A 20,764-nucleotide genomic window follows, 5' to 3' on the forward strand; every position below is an offset into this window, starting at 1 on the left:
ACATGCCGACCGAAGTCATTCTTCCCAAGGTCGACATGGACATGGCGACCGGACAGATCTCGCGCTGGTTCGCCGAGGAAGGCGCCCGGGTCAAGAAGGGCGACGTGCTGTTCGAGATCGAGACCGACAAGGCGGCGATGGAAATCGACGCGCCGGCCAGCGGCATCCTGCGCGATGTCTCCGGCAAGGAAGGCGTCGATATCCCCGTCGGCGCGCCGGTTGCGTGGATCTATGCCGATGATGAAAGCTACGGGGCCAAGCAGGACAAGGCGCCAATCTCCCCCCTTGAGGGGGAGATGTCGACGAAGTCGACAGAGGGGGTTGCCTCAGAAGGCCCCGCCCTCGCGCTGAGCCCGGTCGAACCGACCCCACCCGACCGGCCTTCGGCCGGCCACCCTCCCCTCGAGGGGGAGGGAAAAACCCGCGCTACACCCTTGGCGCGTCGATTGGCTCGTGAAGCAGGACTGAATCTCTCCGGCATATCAGGCACAGGCCCACATGGCCGCGTCGTGAAGGCGGATATCGATGCGGTACTCTCCTCCCCCCTCGAGGGGGAGGTGTCCGCGAAGCGGACGGAGGGGGTCGTCTCAGGAGGCACCGCTTTTGCGCCGAGCCCCGTCGAAGCGACCCCACCCGACCGGCCTGCGGCCGGCCACTCTCCCCTCAAGGGGGAGGGGGACGTGCTGCGCCTGTTCGAGGAAGGCTCCTATGAACTCGTCCCGCACGACAACATGCGCAAGACCATCGCGCGCCGGCTGGTCGAGGCCAAGACCACCATCCCGCATTTCTACCTGACGCTCGACTGCGAGCTCGATGCGCTGCTTTCGCTGCGCACGCAGCTCAATGCGGCCGCACCGGTAAAGAAGACCGACAAGGGCGAGGCGCCCGCCTACAAGCTGTCGGTCAACGACATGGTGATCAAGGCGATGGCCATGGCCCTGAAAGCGGTGCCGGATGCCAATGCCTCGTGGACCGAAAGCGCCATGGTCAAGCACAGGCATGCCGATGTCGGCGTCGCCGTCTCGATCCCCGGCGGCCTGATCACGCCGATCATTCGCAAGGCGGACGAAAAGACGCTGTCGGTGATCTCCAACGAGATGAAGGACCTGGCCAGCCGCGCGCGCAGTCGCAAGCTGAAGCCGGAAGAGTATCAAGGCGGCACCACGGCGGTGTCGAACCTTGGCATGTTCGGCATCAAGGATTTCGCCGCCGTCATCAACCCGCCGCATGCGACGATCCTGGCGGTGGGCGCCGGCGAGGAGCGGGCGGTGGCCAAGAACGGCGAGATCAGAATCGCCACGGTGATGTCGGTGACGCTGTCGACCGACCATCGCGCCGTGGACGGAGCACTCGGTGCCGAACTGCTGGTCGCCTTCAAGAAGCTGATCGAGAACCCGATGGGCATGCTGGTGTAGGTCACGTTGACGTGAGCCGGCGTCGAATGATGCGCCGGCTCACCACAGAATCGACTTGTCAGGCGCGAACCCTTCGCCCATGTTTCAGGTGGACTGTGATCAAGGGAGGTCCGCATGCCCGCATTCGATCCATCCGACGTCAAGACCCTGTTCGGCAAGGTGATGGGCGCGTCTCCGTCCGACATCAAGCTGGTGGCGCAGCGCCTGCACGATCACGCTTTCGAGCCGCGCATGTCGGCGGACGAAACCAAGCAACTCGTCGCCAGTCTCGGCTATGAGAGCCTGGATGCGTTCTGCGCCGACATCGGCTTGCCTGCGCATATCGCGGAGCGCTGGGGCCGCTTCGGCGTTTCCGGCGAGATGAAGCAGGTGTTCACGCTGCTGGCGGCCCAGCGCAGGCGGGTGGCCGAGGCGATCGCCGAATTCGAATCCATGACCCATGTCGGCGTCGAGGATTTCTTGCGCGAACGCGGCCTGATCTAAGCGGCACTGGAAGCAGCGTCAGCCAGCCTTTGCCAGCAGCGCCGTCGCCGTATCGCTGTCGGTGATCAGCACATTGGTGCTGACGGCCTTCAGCGCGGCGAGGATCGCGGCCACCTTGCGTTTTCCGCCGGCGGCCAGCACGACATTCGGCACCTGGCCGACGACATCGAGGTCGATGGCCATGACGCGGCCGTTGACTTCGTGGTCGACCAGCCTGCCTGAGGCATCGACGAAATAGCACAGCATGTTGGCGACCGCGCCCTTCGCTTTCAGCGACGCGATGAGCGACGACGGCACGATGCCGTGGCGGAAGATGGTCGCGTCCGGCGACATGTCGCCGACGGTAAGCAGCGCGATATCGGCGGCGGCAGCGCGCTGCCGCACGTCTTGCAGCGCCGGCTGCGCCCAGAGCAGGTCACGCAGCGAGGGGTTGTCGACCGTCACCGGCGCGGTGATCTGGTAGCTGTCGACCTCGAAGACATCGGCGACCTTGGCGGCGACGATGGACGGATTGATCCATTGCGAATGCGGCAGACTGCCGACGAGCGCCACGACCGAGGCGTGCTTCAGCTGCCGGCGGGCGAGAAAGCCCAAACTGGCATGCAGGGTCGCGCCGCCGCCGATTGCCAGCGTCATGCCGTCCTGCATCTGCTCGCCGAGATAGGCCGCCACGGCGTGGCCGATCGCCTTCTCCAGGTGGTCTTGCGCCGAAGGCGTCGGGATGACGACGGCGGCGTCGAGGCCCCAGCGCTTCTCGAGTGCACGTTCGAGCGCCACCTGTTCGGCGGTCGGCGCGTTGATCATGGTGACGACGATGCCTTCGGCCGTGCACGCGGCCAGCGTGCGCATGACCTTCACCCTGGAGACGTCGAGCTTCTCGGCGATCTGCTCCTGCGTGAAGCCCTCCACATAATAGAGCCACGCCGTCTTGACGTTGAGATCCGACGACACCATCGGCAATCCGGAGCGGGCCGGTCTGGGTTTTTCCACGGGCATCGCTTTTCGTCCTCATGAGCCTTGGCCTGGGCCCCGCATCGCCTCTTCGGAGAAAGGCCGGCCGCGTGTCAACTGGCGCCGGATGTCCGGCGTGTCGATTGTTGCACAGTTTTGTTCATTTGTAATTGACATCGAACATATGAACATATTTTGTATATCTCACGCGCTGTGTCATCCACCAGTCATATGCGCCGTGCAGGGAGGAAGAGACAGGGAACCGGCCGGGGCCGGACCGGTCGTGCACAGACAGGACAGGAGGTCTTATGAAGACGCTATTCATCAAGCTGCTGGGCAGCCAGCTGGCGCTCGCGGCAACTTTGTTTGCCGGCATGGCAAGTGCCGAAACGTTGACGCTCTACACATCCCAGCCGGAAGCCGATGCGGCCAAGACCGTGGAGGCCTTCAAGAAGGCGCAGCCCGGCATCGACGTGGCAATCTATCGTTCCGGTACCAGCGACATCCTCACAAAGATGGCGGCCGAATTCGCCGCCGGCAGCCCGCAGGCCGACGTGCTGTTGATCGCCGATGCGGTCTCGATGGAGCTGCTGAAGAAGGACGGCCGGCTGCTGCCTTATCCCGAGGCAAAGCTCGACGGCATCGAGCCGGATGCTTACGACGCCGACAAGACCTATTTCGGCAGCAAGCTGATCACCACCGGCATCGTCTACAACACCGCGGCCGCCGAGAAGCCGGAACATTGGGCCGATCTCGCCAAGCCGGCCTATGCCGATGGTCTCGTCATGCCGAGCCCGCTCTATTCAGGTGCCGCCGCCTACCTGCTTTCGGGCTTCGCCGGCGATGCCGATTACGGCTGGGATTTCTTCCAGAAGCTGAAGGCCAACAACACCGTCAGCGTGCGCGGCAATGGCGCGGTGCTGAAGTCCGTGGCATCAGGCGAGAAGCCCTATGGCATCCTCGTCGACTTCATGGCGATGAACGCCAAGAAGAAGGGCTCGCCGGTGGAATTCGTGTTCCCCTCGGAAGGCGTGCCGGCCGTGACCGAACCGGTCGCGATCATGAAGACGGCCAAGAATGTCGACGGCGCCAAGAAGTTCGTCGACTTCATTCTCTCGGACGAAGGCCAGAAGCTGGCGCTTTCCATGGGCTACCTGCCGGCACGGGCCTCGGTCGGCCGGCCCGAATGGCTGCCGGAAGGCGTCAAGGTCAAGGTGATGTCGTTCGACACCAAGGCAATCGTCGCCAAGACCGACGCCGACAAGGCGAAGTTCTCGGAACTGTTCGGCGGCTGACAAGGCTCGGCGATCCGGCCGGGATGCCGCTTCGGCGGCATCCCCACTGCGCGCTGGTCGAATTTCAGGAAAGCAACGATGCCATCAACGATCAGGGAAAGCCGGGGCCAGGAAATGGTCCTGACGGCGGCGGTAGCCGTCGTCATCGTGCTGCTCTCCCTGCTGCCGATGCTGCGCCTGATCAAGGAAATCGTGGCACCCGGCGGCACGGTGTCGACGATGGCCCTGGAGGCCGGACTGAGAAGCCCGGCGACCTGGATCGCCACCTGGCACACGCTTGTCGTCGGCATAGGCGGCACGGTGCTTGCCGTGCTGTCGGGAACGCTGGTGGCGGTGCTCATCACGCTGACCGACATACGCGGCCGAAGCGCGCTGGTGCTCTGCTACGTCATGCCGCTGATGATCGCGCCGCAGGTCACGGCGCTTGCCTGGCTGCAACTGTTCGGACCGGCCAGCCCGTTCCTCAAGCTGTTCGGCGCCGCACCGCCGCTGGGCACCAAGAACCCGCTCTATTCCACGTCGGGCATCATCCTGCTGCTCGGCGTGCAGTATGGCCCGCTGGTGTTCCTGCTGGTGCGCGCCGGCCTGCGCAAGCTGCCGCGCGAACTGGTCGAGGCGGCGCGAGCCGGCGGCGCGAGCTGGTTCACCGTGCTCGTCACCATCGTGCTACCCCTGATGACACCGTCGATCATGGCGGCAGCGGCACTGGCTTTCGTGTCCTGCGTCGGCAATTTCGGCATTCCCGCCTTTCTCGGCATTCCCGCCAATTACTTGGTGCTGCCGACCTTGATCTATCAAAAACTGGCCGGCGGCGGGCCGGCCGTGCTCGGCGAGACGGCGTTCCTGTCGGTGCTGATCGGCATCATCGCCATGGCCGGTATTATCGCCCAGGAGGTCATGAGCCGGCGCCGCGACTACCGCATCAGCTCCACCTCGCTGCCCGCCGATCCCTACGAGCTTGGCCGCTGGCGTCCGATCGTCCAGGCCGGCATGTGGCTGCTGGTCGTGCTGGTGTTGTTCCTGCCGCTGTTCGGGCTGGTGCTGACGTCGCTGGTTCCCGGCTACGGCATCGCGCTCAGCGCCAAGACGGCGACGCTCGACAATTACCGTTTCGTGCTGTTCGAGCACGCTGCCGCCAGCCGCGCCTTCTTCAACAGCTTCTGGCTGTCGATCGCCGCCGCCTTCTTCGCGGTCCTCGTCGCCGTGCCGATCGGCTATCTCATTGCCTGGGGCAAGCAGCGCTGGGTGCGGCTGCTCAATCTTTCGGTCGAACTGCCCTATGCCTTGCCCGGCGTGGTGCTGGCGATCGCATCGCTGCTGCTGTTCCTGCGGCCGATCCCGCTGACCGGCATACAGCTCTACAACACGGTCTGGATCATCCTCTACGCCTATCTCGCCCGCTTCCTGGTGCTGGCCTTGCGGCCGACGATCAGCGGCTATCACCAGATCGACCGGACGCTGGAGGAGGCTGCACAAGTGGCGGGCGCCGGCCTGTTCACGCGCATGCGCACCATCGTCTTTCCTTTGGTGGCGCCGGCGGCGATCGCCGGCGGCCTGCTGATCTTCATGACGGCGCTCAGCGAGCTCACGGTCTCGGCGCTGCTGTGGTCGTCGGGTTCCGAGACAATCGGCGTGGTGATGTTCTCGTTCGAACAGGGCGGCGATTCCAACTACGCGGCGGCGATGTCCGTCATCACGGTCGCGGTCACCTTCGTGCTGATGCTGGTGACCAACCTGCTTGCCCCTCACCTTCCGAGTGGAGTTCTGCCATGGCGCGATTGACCCTGGACCATGTGACCAAGAGCTTCGCCGAGTTCGATGCGGTCAAGGACGTTTCGATCGATGTCGGCGACGGCGAATTCCTTGCCGTGCTCGGGCCTTCCGGCTGCGGCAAGACGACGTTGCTGCGACTTGTCGCCGGCTTCGAGAAGGTGACGTCGGGCGAAATCCGGGTCGGCAGCGAGGTCGTGTCGGGTGCAGGCGGCAGCGTTCCACCAGAGAAGCGGCGGGTCGGCATCGTCTTCCAGAACTACGCATTGTGGCCGCACTTGACGGTCGCCGAGAACATCGGCTATTCGCTCAAGGTTGCAAAGCTGGACAAGGCGGTCGCCCGCCAGAAGGTTGCCGACGCGCTGGCCCTGGTCAATCTACAGGGGTTGGGAGACCGTAGGCCGGCCAACCTCTCCGGCGGCCAGCGCCAGCGCGTGGCCCTGGCGCGCTGCCTGGTCGCCGCGCCCTCGCTGGTATTGTTCGACGAGCCACTCGCCAATCTCGACGTGCATCTCAGGGCCTCGATGGAGGACGAGTTCGCCGCCTTTCACAAGCGCACCGGCACGACCATCGTCTACATCACCCACGATCAGGCCGAGGCCATGGCGCTGGCCGATCGCATCGCGGTGATGGATCACGGTCGCCTGGTCCAGCTCGCGACGCCGCGCGAGCTCTATCATGAGCCGGCGAATGAAATGGTGGCCTCCTTCATTTCACAGGGCATTCTGCTTCCGGCCGACGTGCTGAACGCCGAGGAAGCCGGTCATTGCAAGGTCCGGGTTCTCGGAACCGAGCTGGTCGTCCGCTGCCGGGCAGGCGAGCGGCCGCGCGCCGGCGCAAGGATCTGCTGCCGGTCGGCCGATCTCGACGTCTCGCCGGACGGCCCCGGCTTCGATGGCCTCGTCAAGCGGGTGATCTACCAGGGTGGCTCGGCGCGCATCGAATTTACGCCTTCCGCAGGACCTGATCTTACCTTGCATTTCGAGCAGCCCGACCCGGTCGTGCTGGAGAGCGGAGCCCAGGCGCGCCTGCGCATCAAGTCCGGCTGGCTGATCCCGGCGGAGGCGGCGTCGTGATGAAGCTGGACCTGGCCGGCGGCTTCGGCGAAAAGGGCCGCACCAGCGTTGCCGTCCGCAGCGGAAACGATCGCATCCTGCTCGATATCGGCATCAAGGTCGGGGCCACAGGGGCGGAGTACTATCCGGCACTTGACGGGTCGATCGCCGACATCGACGCGTTGTTTGTCTCGCATGCGCACGAGGATCACGTCGGTGCTCTGAGCTGGCTTTTGTCGCGCGGCTATGCCGGTCCGATTTTCATGACGGCCGAAACCCGCGCCGAGGCTCCGGCCACGCTCGCCGGCTATGCCGATCCCGGGGATCTCAAGCGATTTCCCTTTCCGGAAGATCGCATCGAGATTTTCGAACCCGGCGATTTGCTGAAGAGCGGCAATCTCACGGTCAGGACGGGGAGGTCGGGACATGTCGTCGGCGGCGTCTGGTTTGCCGTCGACGATGGCAAGAGCCGCGTCGTCTATTCGGCCGACGTGGTGCCGGACAGCAATGTCTTCGTGATGGACGCGATCCCCGAATGCGATCTTCTCGTTCTCGACGCGTCCTATGGCGCCGATCCCGTGCCGGGTGCGGCGCGCGCCGAGGCCATTTCGGGCTGGGTGGCGCGCCATTCGAACGGATGCCTTCTGCCGACGCCGCTGTCGGGGCGGTCGCTGGAATTGATCGCGGCCTTGCCGGGACCCTTCGCCATCCACGCCGGCATGCGTGCTTCGCTCGAAGCGCAGATCGCCGCCACTTCAGCGCTGCTGCCTGGCGTATCCGAGATCCTGCGCTTGCGGCTGGGTAGTGCCGCAGACTGGACCGACGCCGACCCGCTGCCCTCGCTGCCCTTGCTGGCCGATGACGGCATGGGCGAGGCCGGGCCTTCGTCCCGCCTGCTGCCGCGCGCCGACCGGGCCGGCTTTCCGGTGTTGCTGACCGGGCATCTGCCCTCCGGCTCCCCCGGCGATCTGCTGCACAAAGCCGGCCGGGCGGACTGGGTGCGCATGCCCACCCACCCAACGCTGTCGGGCAATGTCGATATCTGGGAGAAGGCAGGGCGCCCGGAGGCGCTCGGTCATTCCTGCGCGAGCGAACTCCTCGACGACCTGAAAGCCCATATTCCGTCGCTGCGCCCGCAATGCCGCACCGGCCAGAGCATAACGGTGCGCCGAGGAAAAGAGACATGAGACTCCTGATCTGCAACGATGACGGCATCGAGGCGCCGGGCCTTGTCCGGCTGGTCAAGGCGGCCGGCGGCCTGAGCGACGATTTGTGGGTGGTGGCACCCGACGGCAAGCGCACCGCCGCGGGCGCGTCGCTGACGATCGCGCGGCCGTTGACGATGCGACGCGTCAAGCCCGGCTGGTATTCGTGTTCCGGCACTCCGGCCGACTGCGTGGTGAGCGCGATGGCCTGGCTGTTCGCGGATGGCCAAAAGCCCGACCTGGTTCTGGCGGGCGTCAATGACGGGCGCAACGTCGCCGAGGACCTTGCCTATTCCGGGACGCTGGGCATTGCGCGCGAGGCGACATTCTGGGGTATTCCGGCGATCGGCTTTTCCCGGGTGAAGAATCCGGACTTCAGCGGTGTCGACGACGAGTGGCTCGGCGCGTTGATCGCCTCGCTCTGGCGGTCGCGTGAAGAGTGGGCGGCGGATGGCCATTGGCTCAGTATCAACCTGCCGGCTTCGCTGCCGGCCGGGATCCGGCAGCCGCGCATCGGCCGCGACAAGATCGGCCGCAAGGCTGAAATCCTGGAGAGCGACGGCGATCGCACCGTCATCACAGTCCCGCGCGGGCGCGCTCACGCAAGTGAGCCGGGCGACGAGAACGAGGCGATCGATGCCGGCTTCGTCAGCATCAACCGGCTGAACTGGTTTGGCGAAACGCCGCTGGACGGACAGTTTCTGGACGAGATCCAGCACCAGCGGCAAGGCTAGTCACTCGTCACAGAACAGGGTCGTTGCGAATATTCAGGACGGTACGGTCGCTCGACCAGCCGTGCCAACGCCTCGACGGGCGGCGCAGCGGCGCGGATCATCCAGATCACCGAGCTGTGCAGCGGTTAAATTGCATCAATCCAAAGCCTATGCTTGAAGCCGCCGCTATTTCATTCCACATCGGTCAGCATGAAGGACGAGGCACGAGAGCGGCGTCGGGATCTGTTGTGGGCGCTGCCCGCATCGCTGATCCTGCATGCGCTCCTCGCAGCGCTGGTGTTCTACAACCTGCCGAGGCCAGCCCAAGAGCCGCAGCAGGACCAGCCGGTAAATGTCGCGCTCGTGCCTCCGCCCGATCAGCCAAAACCGAAACCTGCTCCCGCACCGCCAAAGGAGCCCAAAGCCGAGAAGCCGCCGGAAACGAAGGCTGAAGAACCGCCCGCAAAGCAGCCGCGCAAGACGCCGCCGATCGAGACCTTGAGACCTGTCTTTCAGTTCGGCGACAAGGACGCCGGCCCCAGGAAATCCCTGGACGGAGCCAGCGCTCAAGACAATTCGCCAGCGCCTGCCAAGGAGGAGACGTCGAAGCCGCCTGTGACACCTGAGCCTGCGGAGACCAAGTCTGGCGCGCCGGCGGCCACCGAAAAGGGGGCAGAGTTGCCCGAGGCCGGCGAGAAGCCGGCAACCGCCGCGAAGGATGCCGAGTCCCTGAAGGATGCTGAGGAGGCGGAAACCCCCGACGCCGACAAGCAAACGGCCGCGGCACCGCCGTTGGCCGCCGATGACGGCGACACTGAGGTCGAGCTTCCCATATCGGCTGAAAAGCCGACGCCCAAACCCGCAAATGCGCCGAAGCCCGGCTCTTCAAAGGTCTCGAAGTCCCCCAAGGGGAGCGCGGGAGACCCAGCTTCCCCTGATGTCGCCAGTGCCGCGTCGCGTCGCTATTCCGGGCTTCCGGGCGTTCGCAAGCTCTATTCGCAAGACGCTACCGGCGATGCGCTGGCCACGACCTCGATGGGCGGCGTGCCGCGCGCCCAGCGTGGTGCCAAACTTTGCGCCAGCGCATTGCAGCAGCAATTGCTGGACGCCTCTTATTTCCCCGACTTGATCCCAAGCGTGCCGCTGAAGGCCGGCAATATTCTCAACGCCCCGGATGTCGCTTTCCGCGCAACGGGCACGTGGTACCATCTGGGCTTCCGCTGCGAGGTCGACAGCGATGTGACCAGGGTTTTGTCGTTCGGCCTACGTGTCGGATCTGTAATCCCGCCCGACGAATGGGTTCGGCTTGGACTACCCACTCGCTAGAACAAGCTCTTAGGCGGGGACACCGAGCCCGGACAATTGCCGGCTGATCTCTTGCCAGTCGGTGCAGACGAAATCGGCGCCGGCCGCCTTCAGTCGCGCGCCATGCTCGGGATAGGTGTGGCCGCCGCCGGTGTAGCCGATCGCCGTCATGCCGGCGGCAACCGCGCCCTGGATACCGAAGGGCGAATCCTCGATGACGATGCAGTCCGCCGGATTGGCGCCCCTCTTTGCCGCGGCGAACAGGAAAATGTCCGGCGCGGGCTTACCGTTCTTAACCATCGAGGAGCTGTAAATTGCGTCGCCGAAGAACCGTGCCAGCGCCGTCACTGCCAGGCTGTGGTTTATGCGCTCGACGGAGGACGACGAGGCAACGCAGCGGTCGCCCTCAAGCGCCTCCAGAAACGCGGCGATTCCTGGTGTCGGCTTCAGTTCCTGCGAAAACAGGATCCTGGTCTCGCTCCAGATGTCGCCATCCGCCGCCGCCGGAAACTGATGGCCGGTCAATTCCCTGATTTTGACGATGATGTCGGACTGTTTCATGCCGATGCACTGAGCGATGATGCCGCCGTGCACGCCCGGCATGCCGTGCTTTTCATAGACGCGCTCATAGGCCCTCGCGGCCAGCGGTTCGCTGTCGACGAGAACGCCGTCGCAATCGAAAATGATAGGCCTTGATCGCGCCACGCGCTTCTCCCCGGAGTTTTGCACTTTGCTACCGGCAAAAAGTCAAATGTTCAATAGCGTGGTGGTCGGGCGCCAAAATCTGTCAAAGCTGGCGTAGCGCATCGCTGGCCCGGGCCGACCCAAGCGCCCTTTGCATGGCCTGCCGCGATTGCGCGCGATCCGGCGTGATCCAGTTCGGTTCGGCGCCAAGGAAGCGGTCGAGGAAAGCCACGGCATAGGCCGGCATCTCGGTCACGTTCTCGCGATAGGACCACCATGTGCGCAGGTCGTCGGCGCATTTGTCGATGCTGGGCGCTGAGCCGAATTCCTGCTCGTAGATCGCCGAAATCACCGAAACGCAATAATTGGTGTAGAGGAACCCCTCAGGCCAGAAGCGGACGATTTCCAGCGTGCCGGCATTCTGCTCGGTCTCGACGAGATGGCTGAGGCCGGAGACTTCCCTGGCCGGCGCCTGCCGTATCAGTTCGCGCAGCACGAGGCCGGCGGCAAAGACGATGAAGTCGGCGCGGTCGATCGCGGCGAAACGCTTCTGCGCCTCCATGATCTCGACCCAGTCGAGAAAAGCCCTTGTGAGCCTGGCTTCGTCGATTTCAAAACGCACGCCGAATGTGTCGGACACCACCTTGGCGCTGCCGCGAAACGTGGCGCGGAACCAGCGCAATTGCCGCAACCGATGGCGAAGGTCGGGCATAAGGGCCAGTTCATCCCTGAAGGGCAGTTCCATTTCACATATCCCGTTTGACGACAGGCTAGCACAACCGTGCCGTCGCCGAAATCGGCCGACGGCCCTGTGGATGACCGTGACCGAGGTCAATATCATACATATTGACATTCTCGGAAACAAATGTTCTCACTTTGCTGTTGTCGCGCATCCGTCCAAGATGCGGTTCAATGAAGGCTTCGGGAGGAGAACCGAATGGCGATTTGGCAGTGGGGACTGCTTCTTCTGGTTATCGTGTGGGCGCTGCAGTCGCTCGGCGTCTGGCTGCAGATGCGGCACTATTCGGATGTCTTCCGGGGCGTCACCGACCAGTACAAGGATGGCTTCGTCGGGGCCGGCAATTTTCGCGGCCGGCTGGCCAAGGGCACTATCGCGCTCGTCGTGGTGACGCCGGACCTCATCGTGCGCCGCATGATGGTCATGAGCGGGCGCTCGGTGTTCACCAAATTCAAACGACATCAACAATTCGAGGGTGTTCCCCTCGATCAACTCCGGTCCAACCCTGCGATCATGGGGGAGGGGGAACCCGGTGTGGCCGAGGCCGTGAAACGGGCGATCGAACAGATCGACAAAGCACGGTCGGAGCCGGGGAAGAAGCCGGGCTTGTCCGGCTTGAACGTAGCAAGGGCCTAGAGGACGCCGCGCACCGGCCGGGATCAACCGGCGGGCGGCATAAGGAGGAGAAATGTCTGTATTTTCGTTATTGGCGCAGCATGCCGACATGGCCGTGCATAACCTGCATGTTGCAGGCACCATGGTCTCGGATGCTGCCTGGCACGGCAGGCTCGGCGTCGAGCATGCCACCGATCATCTCGTGGTGTTGGCGCAGGCGCAGACCGACAGCGCGCCTGTCACCGCCGATCAGCTGAAGGAACAGCTGAAAAACGTGCAGCAGGAAGAGCAACTCGGCTGGCTGACCGCAATCGGCAAATACTTCATCGGCATCTTCCAGAAAGGCGGCGAAGTGTTCGCCGGCTTCGTTACCGGCATCATCCCGACACTGGTGGTGCTGATGACCGCCTTCTACGCCGTCACCGAACTGGTCGGCGAGGAGCGCGTCCACGGCCTGGCACGCGGCGCCGGCAGGATCGCGCTGACCCGCTATACGCTGCTGCCTCTGCTGGCGGTGTTCTTCCTCACCAATCCGATGGCTTACACCTTCGGATCGTTCCTGGAAGAAAAGCACAAGCCCGCCTTCTATGACGCGGCTGTCTCCTACGTGCATCCGCCGCTCGGCCTGTTCCCGCATATCAACCCCGGCGAATACTTCGTCTGGGGCGGCATGCTGGTCGCATTGCTCGACCTGGAGAAGCGGGGTGTCGTCGCCGGAGGTTATCACGTCAAGGTGGCGATCTGGTACGCCATCGTCGGCCTCGTCGTCATCCTGCTCAAGGGCATGCTGACCGAGCGCATCACCGCCATCATGGCACGCCGCCAGGGCGTCGAGCTGTAAGGGCGGGGAGGACATCATGGCCAAGACATACAAAGCCGTAAGGATCTCCCGGGGCTCCACGGGCTGGGGCGGCCCGCTCGTCATCGAGCCGACCGCACAGCGCGACAAGATCGTCTCCGTCACCGGAGGCGGCATCCATCCCGTGGCACAGCTCATCGCCGACATGACCGGCGCCACGGCCGTCGACGGCTTCAAGGCGCCGCCGATCGAAAGCGAGATGGCGGTCGTCGTCGTCGACTGCGGCGGCACCGCACGCTGCGGCGTCTATCCGCGCAAGCGCATCCCGACCGTCAACCTGACGCCGGTCGGCCAGGCTGGGCCGCTCGCCCAGTTCATCACCGAGGACATCTACGTTTCGGGCGTGAAGCCGGCCAATGTCACGATGGCGGACGGATCCGAGGCGGTCACCACTGCGGGGGGAGCAGCATCGATGAGTCCAGGCAACAACACCGCGGCCGCGGCACCACGGCCGCTGCCGAGCGAAGGCGGGCTGATCGGCCTGATCAGCTCGATCGGCCGCGTCATGGGCCGCGTGGTCGGCATCTTCTTCAATGCCGGCCGCCGTACGATCGACCAGGTGGTGCGCAACGTGCTGCCGTTCATGGCCTTCGTGACCATGCTCATCGGCCTGATCCTGTACACCGGCATCGGCGACGTGCTTGCCCAGCCGATGGGACCGCTCGCCAACAACATCGTCGGCCTGCTGATCATCTCGGCTATCTGCGGCCTGCCGTTCCTGTCCCCCATCCTGGGACCGGGTGCGGTCATCGCGCAGGTCATCGGCGTCGCCATCATCGGTCCGCAGATCGCCAACGGCACGATTTCGCCGGCGATGGCGCTGCCGGCGCTGTTTGCCTACAACACCCAGGTGGGCTGCGACTTTGTCCCGGTCGGCCTGGCGCTCGGTGAAGCCAAGCCCAAGACGATCGAAATCGGCGTCCCGGCGGTTCTCATCAGCCGCCAGATCATGGGCCCGGTCTCGGTGCTGATCGCCTGGGTCGTCAGTCTGATCGTGTTCTAAGCAAATTCCGGGAAAGCCTGAAACGGCTTTCCCGGAAAAAGGCGCGTAGCGCTTTCCCTTGGGAATTGCGCCAAAGCACGGAGATAGAGGGGTTCACGGGCGTCCGTGACCCCCTCGAGGAAAGTAAGGAAATGAGGTTCGCCATATGACGGTTCTGCTGAGAACACGGGTCACTTCCATCGGGCCTGAAGTAGCGGACCTTGCCGAAGGGGGCGTGCTCATCCTGTTCGCGGATGGCTCGCCGCCGGAGCTTGCCGAGGTTTCCGTGCTCCACAAGACGGAACTCGGGCCCAGCGAAGGCGCGCCGCAGAAGGGCGCGTCGATCACCCTTGGACCTGTTTCCGCGACAATCACGGCGGTCGGCTCCAGCGCCTGGAGCAAGGTGCTCGAGATGGGGCATGTCGTCATCTCGTTCAATGGCGCCACCGAGGCCGAGCGGCCGGGCGAGATCTGCGCTTCGCAGGTCGACACCCAAGCGCTCGTGGCCGCCCTGAAGACAGACGCGATCATCACCATCGCCGCCTGAAGCATTCGCGCCGCGACCCATGTCGGCGCGGCGCCACAACAGAGTATTTGCCATGGAACGCTCGACCATCGTCAGAGTGCATGAAGGTTTGCACGCCCGTCCCGCCACGCGCTTCGTCAAGCTTGCCAAGGGTTTCGAATCCGATGTCGAGCTGGTCAAGGACGGCAAGGCGGTCAGCGCCAAGAGCTCGGTCAAGCTGATGCTGCTGGCGGTGAAGGAAAACCAGGAAGTCACCGTGCGGGCGAATGGCGCGGACGCCATCGAGGCGATCGAGGCGCTGATCGGCTATCTCGAGAATCCGAAGGCAGGTCTCGACGATGACGATCCGCAACCGGCCGCCAATACGGGCGAGGACATTGTGCCGGCGTCCGAACCCGCACCGGCTGCTTCAGGCGTGGCCGGTTTGCGCGGCGTCGCGGCGAGCGAGGGCGTCGCCATCGGGCCTGCCTTCGCGCATTTTCCGCCTGACATCGCTGGACAGGGCCGCATGCTGCAGGCGGAGGAGATCGCCGGCGAGATCGACAGGTTCCGCGCCGCCGTCGCCGCCGTTCAGGCGCGCATGGACAAGGCGCTGGCGCAGGACACCCTGTCCGCCGGAGATCGCGGCATCATCGCGGCGCTGCGGGACATCGCCGCCGACGACAGCCTGACCGGCGAGGCCGAGAAGGCGATCAAAAGCGGCAATGACGCTGTCTCAGCCGTCATCACCGCCGCCTCCACCATAGCCGCCGATTTCAGCGCGGTCGATGATCACTATCTCAACGCGCGCGCCGACGACTGCCATGCGGTCGGACGACAGATCTGTCTGGCGCTGCTCGGCCAGGATGACGCCAGCCTCGAAAATATCCCCGAAGGCGCCATCCTGATCGCCGACGACATCGGCGCCTGGGACCTGGCGCGGGCGCCGCTGAAGCGCATCGGCGGGGTGGTGTGCGGCCATGGCGGGGCCACCTCGCACATTGCCATCATCGCCCGTTCGCACGGCATTCCGGCAGTGCTGGGCCTTGGCGACCAGATCAATGCCCTGCGCAGCGCGCGCGAGGTGGCCGTGGACGGCAATGGCGGGCAGGTGATCGTCGATCCCGATGCGGCGACCCGCGCGGACTTCGCCGCCCGCGTCGAGGCGGCGGTCAAGGAGCGCGCCGGACTGGCCGTCTTCAAGACCGTGACGCCAAAACTCGCGGACGGCAGGATCATCGAGGTCGCCGCCAATATCGGCTCGCTGGAGGAAATCGAGGCAGCGCAGGAAGCCGGCGCCATGGGCGTCGGCCTGTTCCGCACCGAGCTTCTGTTCATGCGTCATATGCATCTGCCCTCCGAGGACATGCAGGCGGAGACCTATGCGGCGCTGGCCAAGGCATTCGCGCCCTATCCGGTCATCGTGCGCACGCTCGACATAGGCGGCGACAAGCCGATCGCCGGCATCGAATTTCCCGACGAGGAAAATCCCTTCCTCGGCTGGCGCGGCATCCGCATGTGCCTCGACCGGCCCGACATCTTCAAGCGCCAGCTACGGGCGCTGCTCAGGGCAGCCGTGCACGGCAACATCAAGGTGATGTTGCCGATGGTCTCCGACATATCGGAGGTGCGGCAGACGCGGGTTCTGGTTGCCGAATGCGCGGCGGAGTTGAAGGCGCAAGGCGTGCCGCATGCGGCGTTCGATCTCGGCGTGATGATCGAAACGCCGGCCGCCGTTCTGATCGCGCCGGCGCTGGCGAAAGAAGTGTCGTTCTTCTCGATCGGCACCAACGACCTGACCCAGTACATCATGGCCGCCGACCGGCTCAACCCGACCGTGGCCAAGCTCAATGATGTCGCCAACCCGGCCGTCATGTCGGCGATCGAGTTGACGGCAAGAGCCGGCGTGGCCGCCGGCATCATGGTGGGCATGTGCGGCGAGGCGGCCGGACGCCCCGACCTCATCCCGGCCTTTCTCAAGATGGGGCTGACCGAGCTCTCGATGAGTCCGGCCTCGATCCAGCGCGCCAAGAAGACCATCGCGGACATGGCGCTCGGGCGATAGTCTCGGCCAGAACCGGCAGCTACGGCAAATGGGCAAGCAAGGTGGCGAAGACAGGCGTCAATTCATCGACCGCGTTGGCCTTGGCACAGGCCTTGACGATGCGGTCATGACGGATGCCGGCCGCCAGAATGGCGGTCTCCAGCATGTCGGGCTCCGGCGCACCGTCGCTGGCCGTGGTGGCCAGACCGCAGGCCAGGACGACAGGTGCCAGGCAAGCTATGTCGAGGGTCCGGTCGCCCATTGCTTCCGGCTCGACTTCGACAAGGCGGACAGGACGGTGATTGAGGCATTCGACCAGCAGCGCCGCACAGGCAGCGGCGACGGCCGGCAGCGCGGCGGGGGTGGGTCTGGCGGGTATCGCGGCCAGCAGACCGGCGTGGCGTTTTCGCATGGCGGCGTGGACGGCGGCGAAATCCGCCTCGTGGATCCGGGCATTGTCGATCCTCAGGGCGGCGAGCACGGTCCTGGTCAGATAGTACATGTCGCGCCGGAAGACGCGCTCGGCGCTGGACCGGCGTTCCTCGTTGCCGGCCGGGAAATAGATGCCAAGGCCTTTCACGGTCGTTCCGTCGATCTTCGTCGGGCGGTCATGCGGGACAAAGGATTCGGCGATCGACAAGGCTTCGTCGACGGCACTGGCGGCATGGCCGAGCAGGCCTTCGATGCCTTTGCCCGGGAACGGCGGCAAATGGCTGGTTGCTTCCCGCACGAGATTGGCCTCGCTGTCGCTGTCGTGGCGGCTCTGGCGAATGATGTCGCGGACGTCGCGCAGCCGGTCCTTCAAATTGACGCGGACATCCCTGGAGATTTGTCGGAGCATCGCGAATCGCCTCGAAAACGTCTACCGGCCTCGGCCGCCGAGAGCCGGCCGCTGACCCTACATTGTTCCTATCGATTGGTAGCTCAATAGGCGATATTAAACCAGCGTGGAGAATCGGCGAGGGACTCCTACATCGCCGAGCGGGGAGACAGACAGTTGGGCAGGCGACGGCAGGGCGATAGCGAAAACGGCGGGGCCGAGGCGCCCGAACAGGTCGTCAACGAGAGCCGTACGGACCGCCTCCGGATCCGCGCCGCCTGGATGTATTTCGTCGAGCAGATGACGCAGAACGAGATAGCCGACGTGCTCGGCGTCGGCCGCGTCACCATCGTGCGCATGCTGGCGGAGGCGAGATCCCGCAACGAGGTGAAAATCACCATCGAAAGCGAGTTGTCAGAGATCGTGCGGCTGGAGCGCGCGCTGGAGCGCACGTTCGGCCTGAAGCAGGCGCTGGTGGCGCCGCTGACCGCGCCCAATGCCGATCCGATTCCCGCGATCAGCGCGAAGACCGGGATTTTCCTGTCCGACACGATGAAATCCGGCATGCGCGTCGGCGTCGGCTGGGGTCAGACGCTTTTCTCGAGCCTGCCCTTCATCAGCACCAAATCGCTCACCGACTTCAAGGTCATTTCGCTGCTGGGCGGTGTGGGCGTCGTGCGCCGCTACAACCCGGCCGAGTTCGCCTGGCGCTTCGCCCAAATCTTCCAGGGCGACGGCTATCTGATCCCGACGCCGGCCGTCGTCGACAGCGTCGAGACAAAGATCGCGCTGGTCGAGCGTTGCGGCCTGCAGGAAGTTTTTGAGATGGCCAACGTGCTCGATGCCGTTCTGCTGAGCGTCGGCGGCATCGCTTCGGCCACCACCTTCTCTCGCGGCGGCTTTCTTAAGGAGGCGGACCGCGAGGCCTTGGTTGCGCGTGGCGCCGTTGGCGACCTTCTGTTCCATTTCTTCGACCGCAATGGCGATTTGGTCGACCATCCCGTCAACAGCCATGTGATGTCAGTGGAGGTCGATCGGCTGCGCAAGGCGCCGATCCGCATTCTCACGTCCGGCGGCGAAGAGAAGACAGCGGCGCTGCTCGGCGCCATGAACTTGATCGCCCCGACGATCCTGATCACCGACGAGGAGAGCGCAAGGCGCATGCTCGAGGCGGTCAACGGAAGCTGAAGGACTCCGTGACGTAGTCCGGCCAGGCCTGCTCCTCGTCGAAAACAGCGACAAGATCCGAAGTGTCCGCCAATATCCCGCTCAGGACCAGCGCCGTGGCGATGCCGGAGCCGTTTCCGCCCGCTATGTCATGCTCGACACTGTCGCCGACGCAGACCACGCTGGCACGGTCGGGCTCGCCGGCCAGCGCCAGTGCGGCATCGAAGATCGCCGGGCCGGGCTTGCCGATGCGGGTGACGCTGCCGCCCAGGCTCTCGTAGAGATCGGCGATCTCGCCGGCGCCGAAGCGAGGCCCGACCGCCGTCAGCATGATCTTGTCGGGATTGGTGCAGAAGCATGGCACCTTTCGCGCCGCCGCCGGCGCCAGCAGGCGGCGATAATGGTCCAGGTCGTAGCGGTCGCCCTCGCTGGCCGCGATCAGTACCAGGTTGGCGGTATCGCCGGCTCCGGTCAACACAAAAGGCAGGCCCTCGATCGCTGTGCGGTCATTATCGCGGCTGATCAACAGGCAGTTCGTGCCGGGCCGCAACGCTCCGGTCCCCGCCATTTCGTGGAAGGATCGCCACGCCACCTCGCCGGAGGAAACGAAATGATCCCAACTTCCGGCCTCGAAGCCGAGCCTCAGCAAACGGTCCTCGTTGGGCTTGGCGCGCCTGCCGGAGTTGGAGACCAGCACCACGGTCTTTCCGGCGCGCTTCAGTGCCGCCAAGGCCGCCACCGCGCCGGGATAGGGGGCCGAGCCGTCATGCAGCACGCCGAACTGGTCGACCAGGAAGACCTGGTAGCGCTCCGCCAGCGGTCCGATGCCGTCGAGGCGTTCAGCCAGTTTCCGGTTCATAGCAGCCCCGCCTCGTTCGCACCCTTCAACGCCAGCCGCGCCGTTCCGGCAGCGGCCTCGTCCGACAAAGCCGGCAAGAACGCAACGCCGAGCTTACGCTGCCGGATCGCGCTCCACGCCGGATTTGCCGCGCCGCCGCCGACGCTGCGCACCGAAGTCAGCGCCGGCGCGCCGAGCTCGCCAAGCCGGCGATAGCCGAGCGCTTCGATCGCGGCCATGCCTTCGAACATCGCCTTGAGATAGTCGGCATCATCCGCCGGGCGCGGGACGAGGCGCGGGGGGAGCGCCGGATCGGCGATCGGGAACCGTTCGCCCGATGTGGCGAGCGGATAATAGTCGAGGCCGGTCTCGGTCGCCGGGTCGATCATGGCACTGAGCTCGATGATGCGCGCGAGGGGAAAATGCTGCGCCAGCACCTTGCCGCCGGAATTCGAGGCCCCGCCGGCCAGCCAGGCATTGCCCAGCCGATGGCTGTAGATGCCGTATCGCGGCGCCGAGATCGGCCGGTCGGACAGGATCTTGATGGTAAGCGAGGAGCCAAGCGCCGTGACTCCGTCGCCGACCCCCGCCGCACCCGTCGCCAGGAAAGAGGCGCAGCCATCGGTCGTGCCGGCAACGACGATCACGTCGCGGCCCAAGCCAAACAGATCCGCTATCGCCGCGGTGAGCGTGCCGGTGACGTCGCCCGGCTCGACGACGTCAGGCAGCAAATCCATGCGCATTCCGGTCGCCGCGATCCAGTCCGGCCAACGGCGGGCCTCGACATCGTAACCGGTTTTCAAGGCGTTGTTCTCGTCGCTGACGTCGAAGCGGCCCGAGAACTGTCCGGCGATCCAGTCCGCCTGATGCAGCACCGCCGCCACGCCCGGCAGATGCTGGAAGCGAAGCGCCTTGGCGAGGCCTGAGGTCGCGCCGTGCGCGGCGCTGCCCGCCGGCGCCTCGCGCGCGATCGCGGCCAGTATATCGTCGCCGGCGACCTTGTCGTTGTACATCAGCGGTTCGGCGAGCGGCCGTCCGGCACCGTCGACCGGCAGCAACGTGCCCGAGGTGCCATCCACGGCGATGGCGCGGACCGTGGTCCGGTCGATGCCCGCAATCAACTCCGCCAGCGCTGCCCGGACCGCTTGCCACCATGCCGCCGGGCTGCGCGGATCCTGGCCAAACGCGTCGAGGCGGACGGCGGCTTGGCCGGCAATTGAAAAGTCCGGGCGCATGGCTACGGCGCGGGCGCCCGAGGTGCCGATATCGACGCCGATGACGAGGCGATCCGAGAGAGGCGAGCCGGCGACGGGCGGCAT

Annotated in this window: 20 protein-coding genes; 14 read left to right on the forward strand and 6 right to left on the reverse strand. The window is 65.1% G+C overall.

What is annotated here, in order from left to right; all coding sequences use genetic code 11:
* The first annotated feature begins 2 nt into the window (after positions 1-2).
* Together FJ986_RS26990 and FJ986_RS26995 are read left to right on the forward strand one after the other, a co-directional pair.
* On the forward strand, positions 3-1,415 hold the full coding sequence (locus tag FJ986_RS26990) for a pyruvate dehydrogenase complex dihydrolipoamide acetyltransferase (RefSeq protein WP_140676445.1): 1,413 nt from the start codon (positions 3-5) through the stop codon (positions 1,413-1,415).
* A 114-nt stretch (positions 1,416-1,529) separates the two neighbouring features.
* Positions 1,530-1,898 (forward strand): hypothetical protein, encoded by a 369-nt coding sequence (locus FJ986_RS26995; protein WP_140500628.1) that lies wholly within the window; start codon positions 1,530-1,532, stop codon positions 1,896-1,898.
* A gap of 18 nt (positions 1,899-1,916) precedes the next feature.
* Here the strand turns inward: FJ986_RS26995 and FJ986_RS27000 are convergent, their stop codons facing one another.
* A complete protein-coding gene (locus FJ986_RS27000; RefSeq protein ID WP_140500629.1) occupies positions 1,917-2,894 on the reverse strand; it encodes a sugar-binding transcriptional regulator in 978 nt (325 codons plus the stop codon).
* 263 nt (positions 2,895-3,157) lie between these two features.
* Between FJ986_RS27000 and FJ986_RS27005 the strand changes: the two genes are divergently transcribed.
* From FJ986_RS27005 to FJ986_RS31210, 6 genes are all read left to right on the forward strand, one after another.
* A complete protein-coding gene (locus tag FJ986_RS27005; RefSeq protein ID WP_140500630.1) occupies positions 3,158-4,144 on the forward strand; it encodes an ABC transporter substrate-binding protein in 987 nt (328 codons plus the stop codon).
* Positions 4,145-4,222: 78 nt separating this feature from the next.
* On the forward strand, positions 4,223-5,926 hold the full coding sequence (locus FJ986_RS27010; protein ID WP_140676448.1) for an iron ABC transporter permease: 1,704 nt from the start codon (positions 4,223-4,225) through the stop codon (positions 5,924-5,926).
* Positions 5,914-6,990, forward strand: a complete 1,077-nt coding sequence (locus FJ986_RS27015) for an ABC transporter ATP-binding protein (protein WP_140676451.1) — start codon at positions 5,914-5,916, stop codon at positions 6,988-6,990. The genes FJ986_RS27010 and FJ986_RS27015 overlap by 13 nt, the downstream gene beginning before the upstream one ends.
* On the forward strand, positions 6,990-8,156 hold the full coding sequence (locus FJ986_RS27020) for an MBL fold metallo-hydrolase (protein ID WP_140676472.1): 1,167 nt from the start codon (positions 6,990-6,992) through the stop codon (positions 8,154-8,156). Before FJ986_RS27015 ends, FJ986_RS27020 begins: the two co-directional genes overlap by 1 nt.
* The gene (locus tag FJ986_RS27025) at positions 8,153-8,908 is read left to right on the forward strand and encodes a 5'/3'-nucleotidase SurE (RefSeq protein ID WP_140627881.1); all 756 of its coding nucleotides are present in this window, start codon (positions 8,153-8,155) and stop codon (positions 8,906-8,908) included. Before FJ986_RS27020 ends, FJ986_RS27025 begins: the two co-directional genes overlap by 4 nt.
* 657 nt (positions 8,909-9,565) lie before the next feature.
* Complete coding sequence (locus tag FJ986_RS31210) at positions 9,566-10,213, forward strand: DUF930 domain-containing protein (protein ID WP_348640456.1); 648 nt, start codon at positions 9,566-9,568, stop codon at positions 10,211-10,213.
* 9 nt (positions 10,214-10,222) lie between these two features.
* On the opposite strand, the gene FJ986_RS27035 is transcribed toward FJ986_RS31210, so the two are convergent.
* Together FJ986_RS27035 and FJ986_RS27040 are read right to left on the reverse strand one after the other, a co-directional pair.
* Positions 10,223-10,897 (reverse strand): HAD family phosphatase, encoded by a 675-nt coding sequence (locus FJ986_RS27035; protein ID WP_140676457.1) that lies wholly within the window; start codon positions 10,895-10,897, stop codon positions 10,223-10,225.
* 82 nt (positions 10,898-10,979) lie between these two features.
* Positions 10,980-11,621: a hypothetical protein gene (locus FJ986_RS27040; RefSeq protein WP_140517923.1), complete on the reverse strand. Its 642-nt coding sequence runs from the start codon at positions 11,619-11,621 to the stop codon at positions 10,980-10,982.
* A 192-nt stretch (positions 11,622-11,813) separates the two neighbouring features.
* Here FJ986_RS27040 and FJ986_RS27045 point away from each other — a divergent pair, with 192 nt between their 5' ends.
* From FJ986_RS27045 to ptsP, 5 genes are all read left to right on the forward strand, one after another.
* On the forward strand, positions 11,814-12,251 hold the full coding sequence (locus tag FJ986_RS27045; protein WP_140501610.1) for a transcriptional regulator GutM: 438 nt from the start codon (positions 11,814-11,816) through the stop codon (positions 12,249-12,251).
* 52 nt (positions 12,252-12,303) lie between these two features.
* Positions 12,304-13,071 (forward strand): PTS glucitol/sorbitol transporter subunit IIC, encoded by a 768-nt coding sequence (locus tag FJ986_RS27050; RefSeq protein WP_140625045.1) that lies wholly within the window; start codon positions 12,304-12,306, stop codon positions 13,069-13,071.
* A 16-nt stretch (positions 13,072-13,087) separates the two neighbouring features.
* Complete coding sequence (locus FJ986_RS27055; RefSeq protein ID WP_140501606.1) at positions 13,088-14,092, forward strand: PTS glucitol/sorbitol transporter subunit IIB; 1,005 nt, start codon at positions 13,088-13,090, stop codon at positions 14,090-14,092.
* 145 nt (positions 14,093-14,237) lie between these two features.
* Entirely contained in the window at positions 14,238-14,618 is a 381-nt protein-coding gene (locus FJ986_RS27060; protein WP_140501604.1) for a PTS glucitol/sorbitol transporter subunit IIA, read from the forward strand.
* A 52-nt stretch (positions 14,619-14,670) separates the two neighbouring features.
* Complete coding sequence (gene ptsP / locus FJ986_RS27065) at positions 14,671-16,641, forward strand: phosphoenolpyruvate--protein phosphotransferase (protein ID WP_140525807.1); 1,971 nt, start codon at positions 14,671-14,673, stop codon at positions 16,639-16,641.
* Positions 16,642-16,660: 19 nt separating this feature from the next.
* Here the strand turns inward: ptsP and FJ986_RS27070 are convergent, their stop codons facing one another.
* Entirely contained in the window at positions 16,661-17,461 is an 801-nt protein-coding gene (locus FJ986_RS27070) for a hypothetical protein (protein WP_140567503.1), read from the reverse strand.
* 156 nt (positions 17,462-17,617) lie between these two features.
* Here FJ986_RS27070 and FJ986_RS27075 point away from each other — a divergent pair, with 156 nt between their 5' ends.
* A complete protein-coding gene (locus tag FJ986_RS27075) occupies positions 17,618-18,628 on the forward strand; it encodes a sugar-binding transcriptional regulator (protein ID WP_140501598.1) in 1,011 nt (336 codons plus the stop codon).
* Here the strand turns inward: FJ986_RS27075 and FJ986_RS27080 are convergent.
* Both FJ986_RS27080 and FJ986_RS27085 read right to left on the reverse strand, forming a co-directional pair.
* Positions 18,615-19,466, reverse strand: a complete 852-nt coding sequence (locus FJ986_RS27080) for a TIGR01459 family HAD-type hydrolase (protein ID WP_140650652.1) — start codon at positions 19,464-19,466, stop codon at positions 18,615-18,617. The two genes, FJ986_RS27075 and FJ986_RS27080, sit on opposite strands and share 14 nt — an antisense overlap.
* Positions 19,463-20,764, reverse strand: coding sequence for an FGGY-family carbohydrate kinase (locus FJ986_RS27085; RefSeq protein ID WP_140676460.1), 1,302 nt, complete (start codon positions 20,762-20,764; stop codon positions 19,463-19,465). The genes FJ986_RS27080 and FJ986_RS27085 overlap by 4 nt, the downstream gene beginning before the upstream one ends.

Source organism: Mesorhizobium sp. B1-1-1, from assembly GCF_006442955.1.
In the GTDB taxonomy this organism is placed as follows: domain Bacteria; phylum Pseudomonadota; class Alphaproteobacteria; order Rhizobiales; family Rhizobiaceae; genus Mesorhizobium.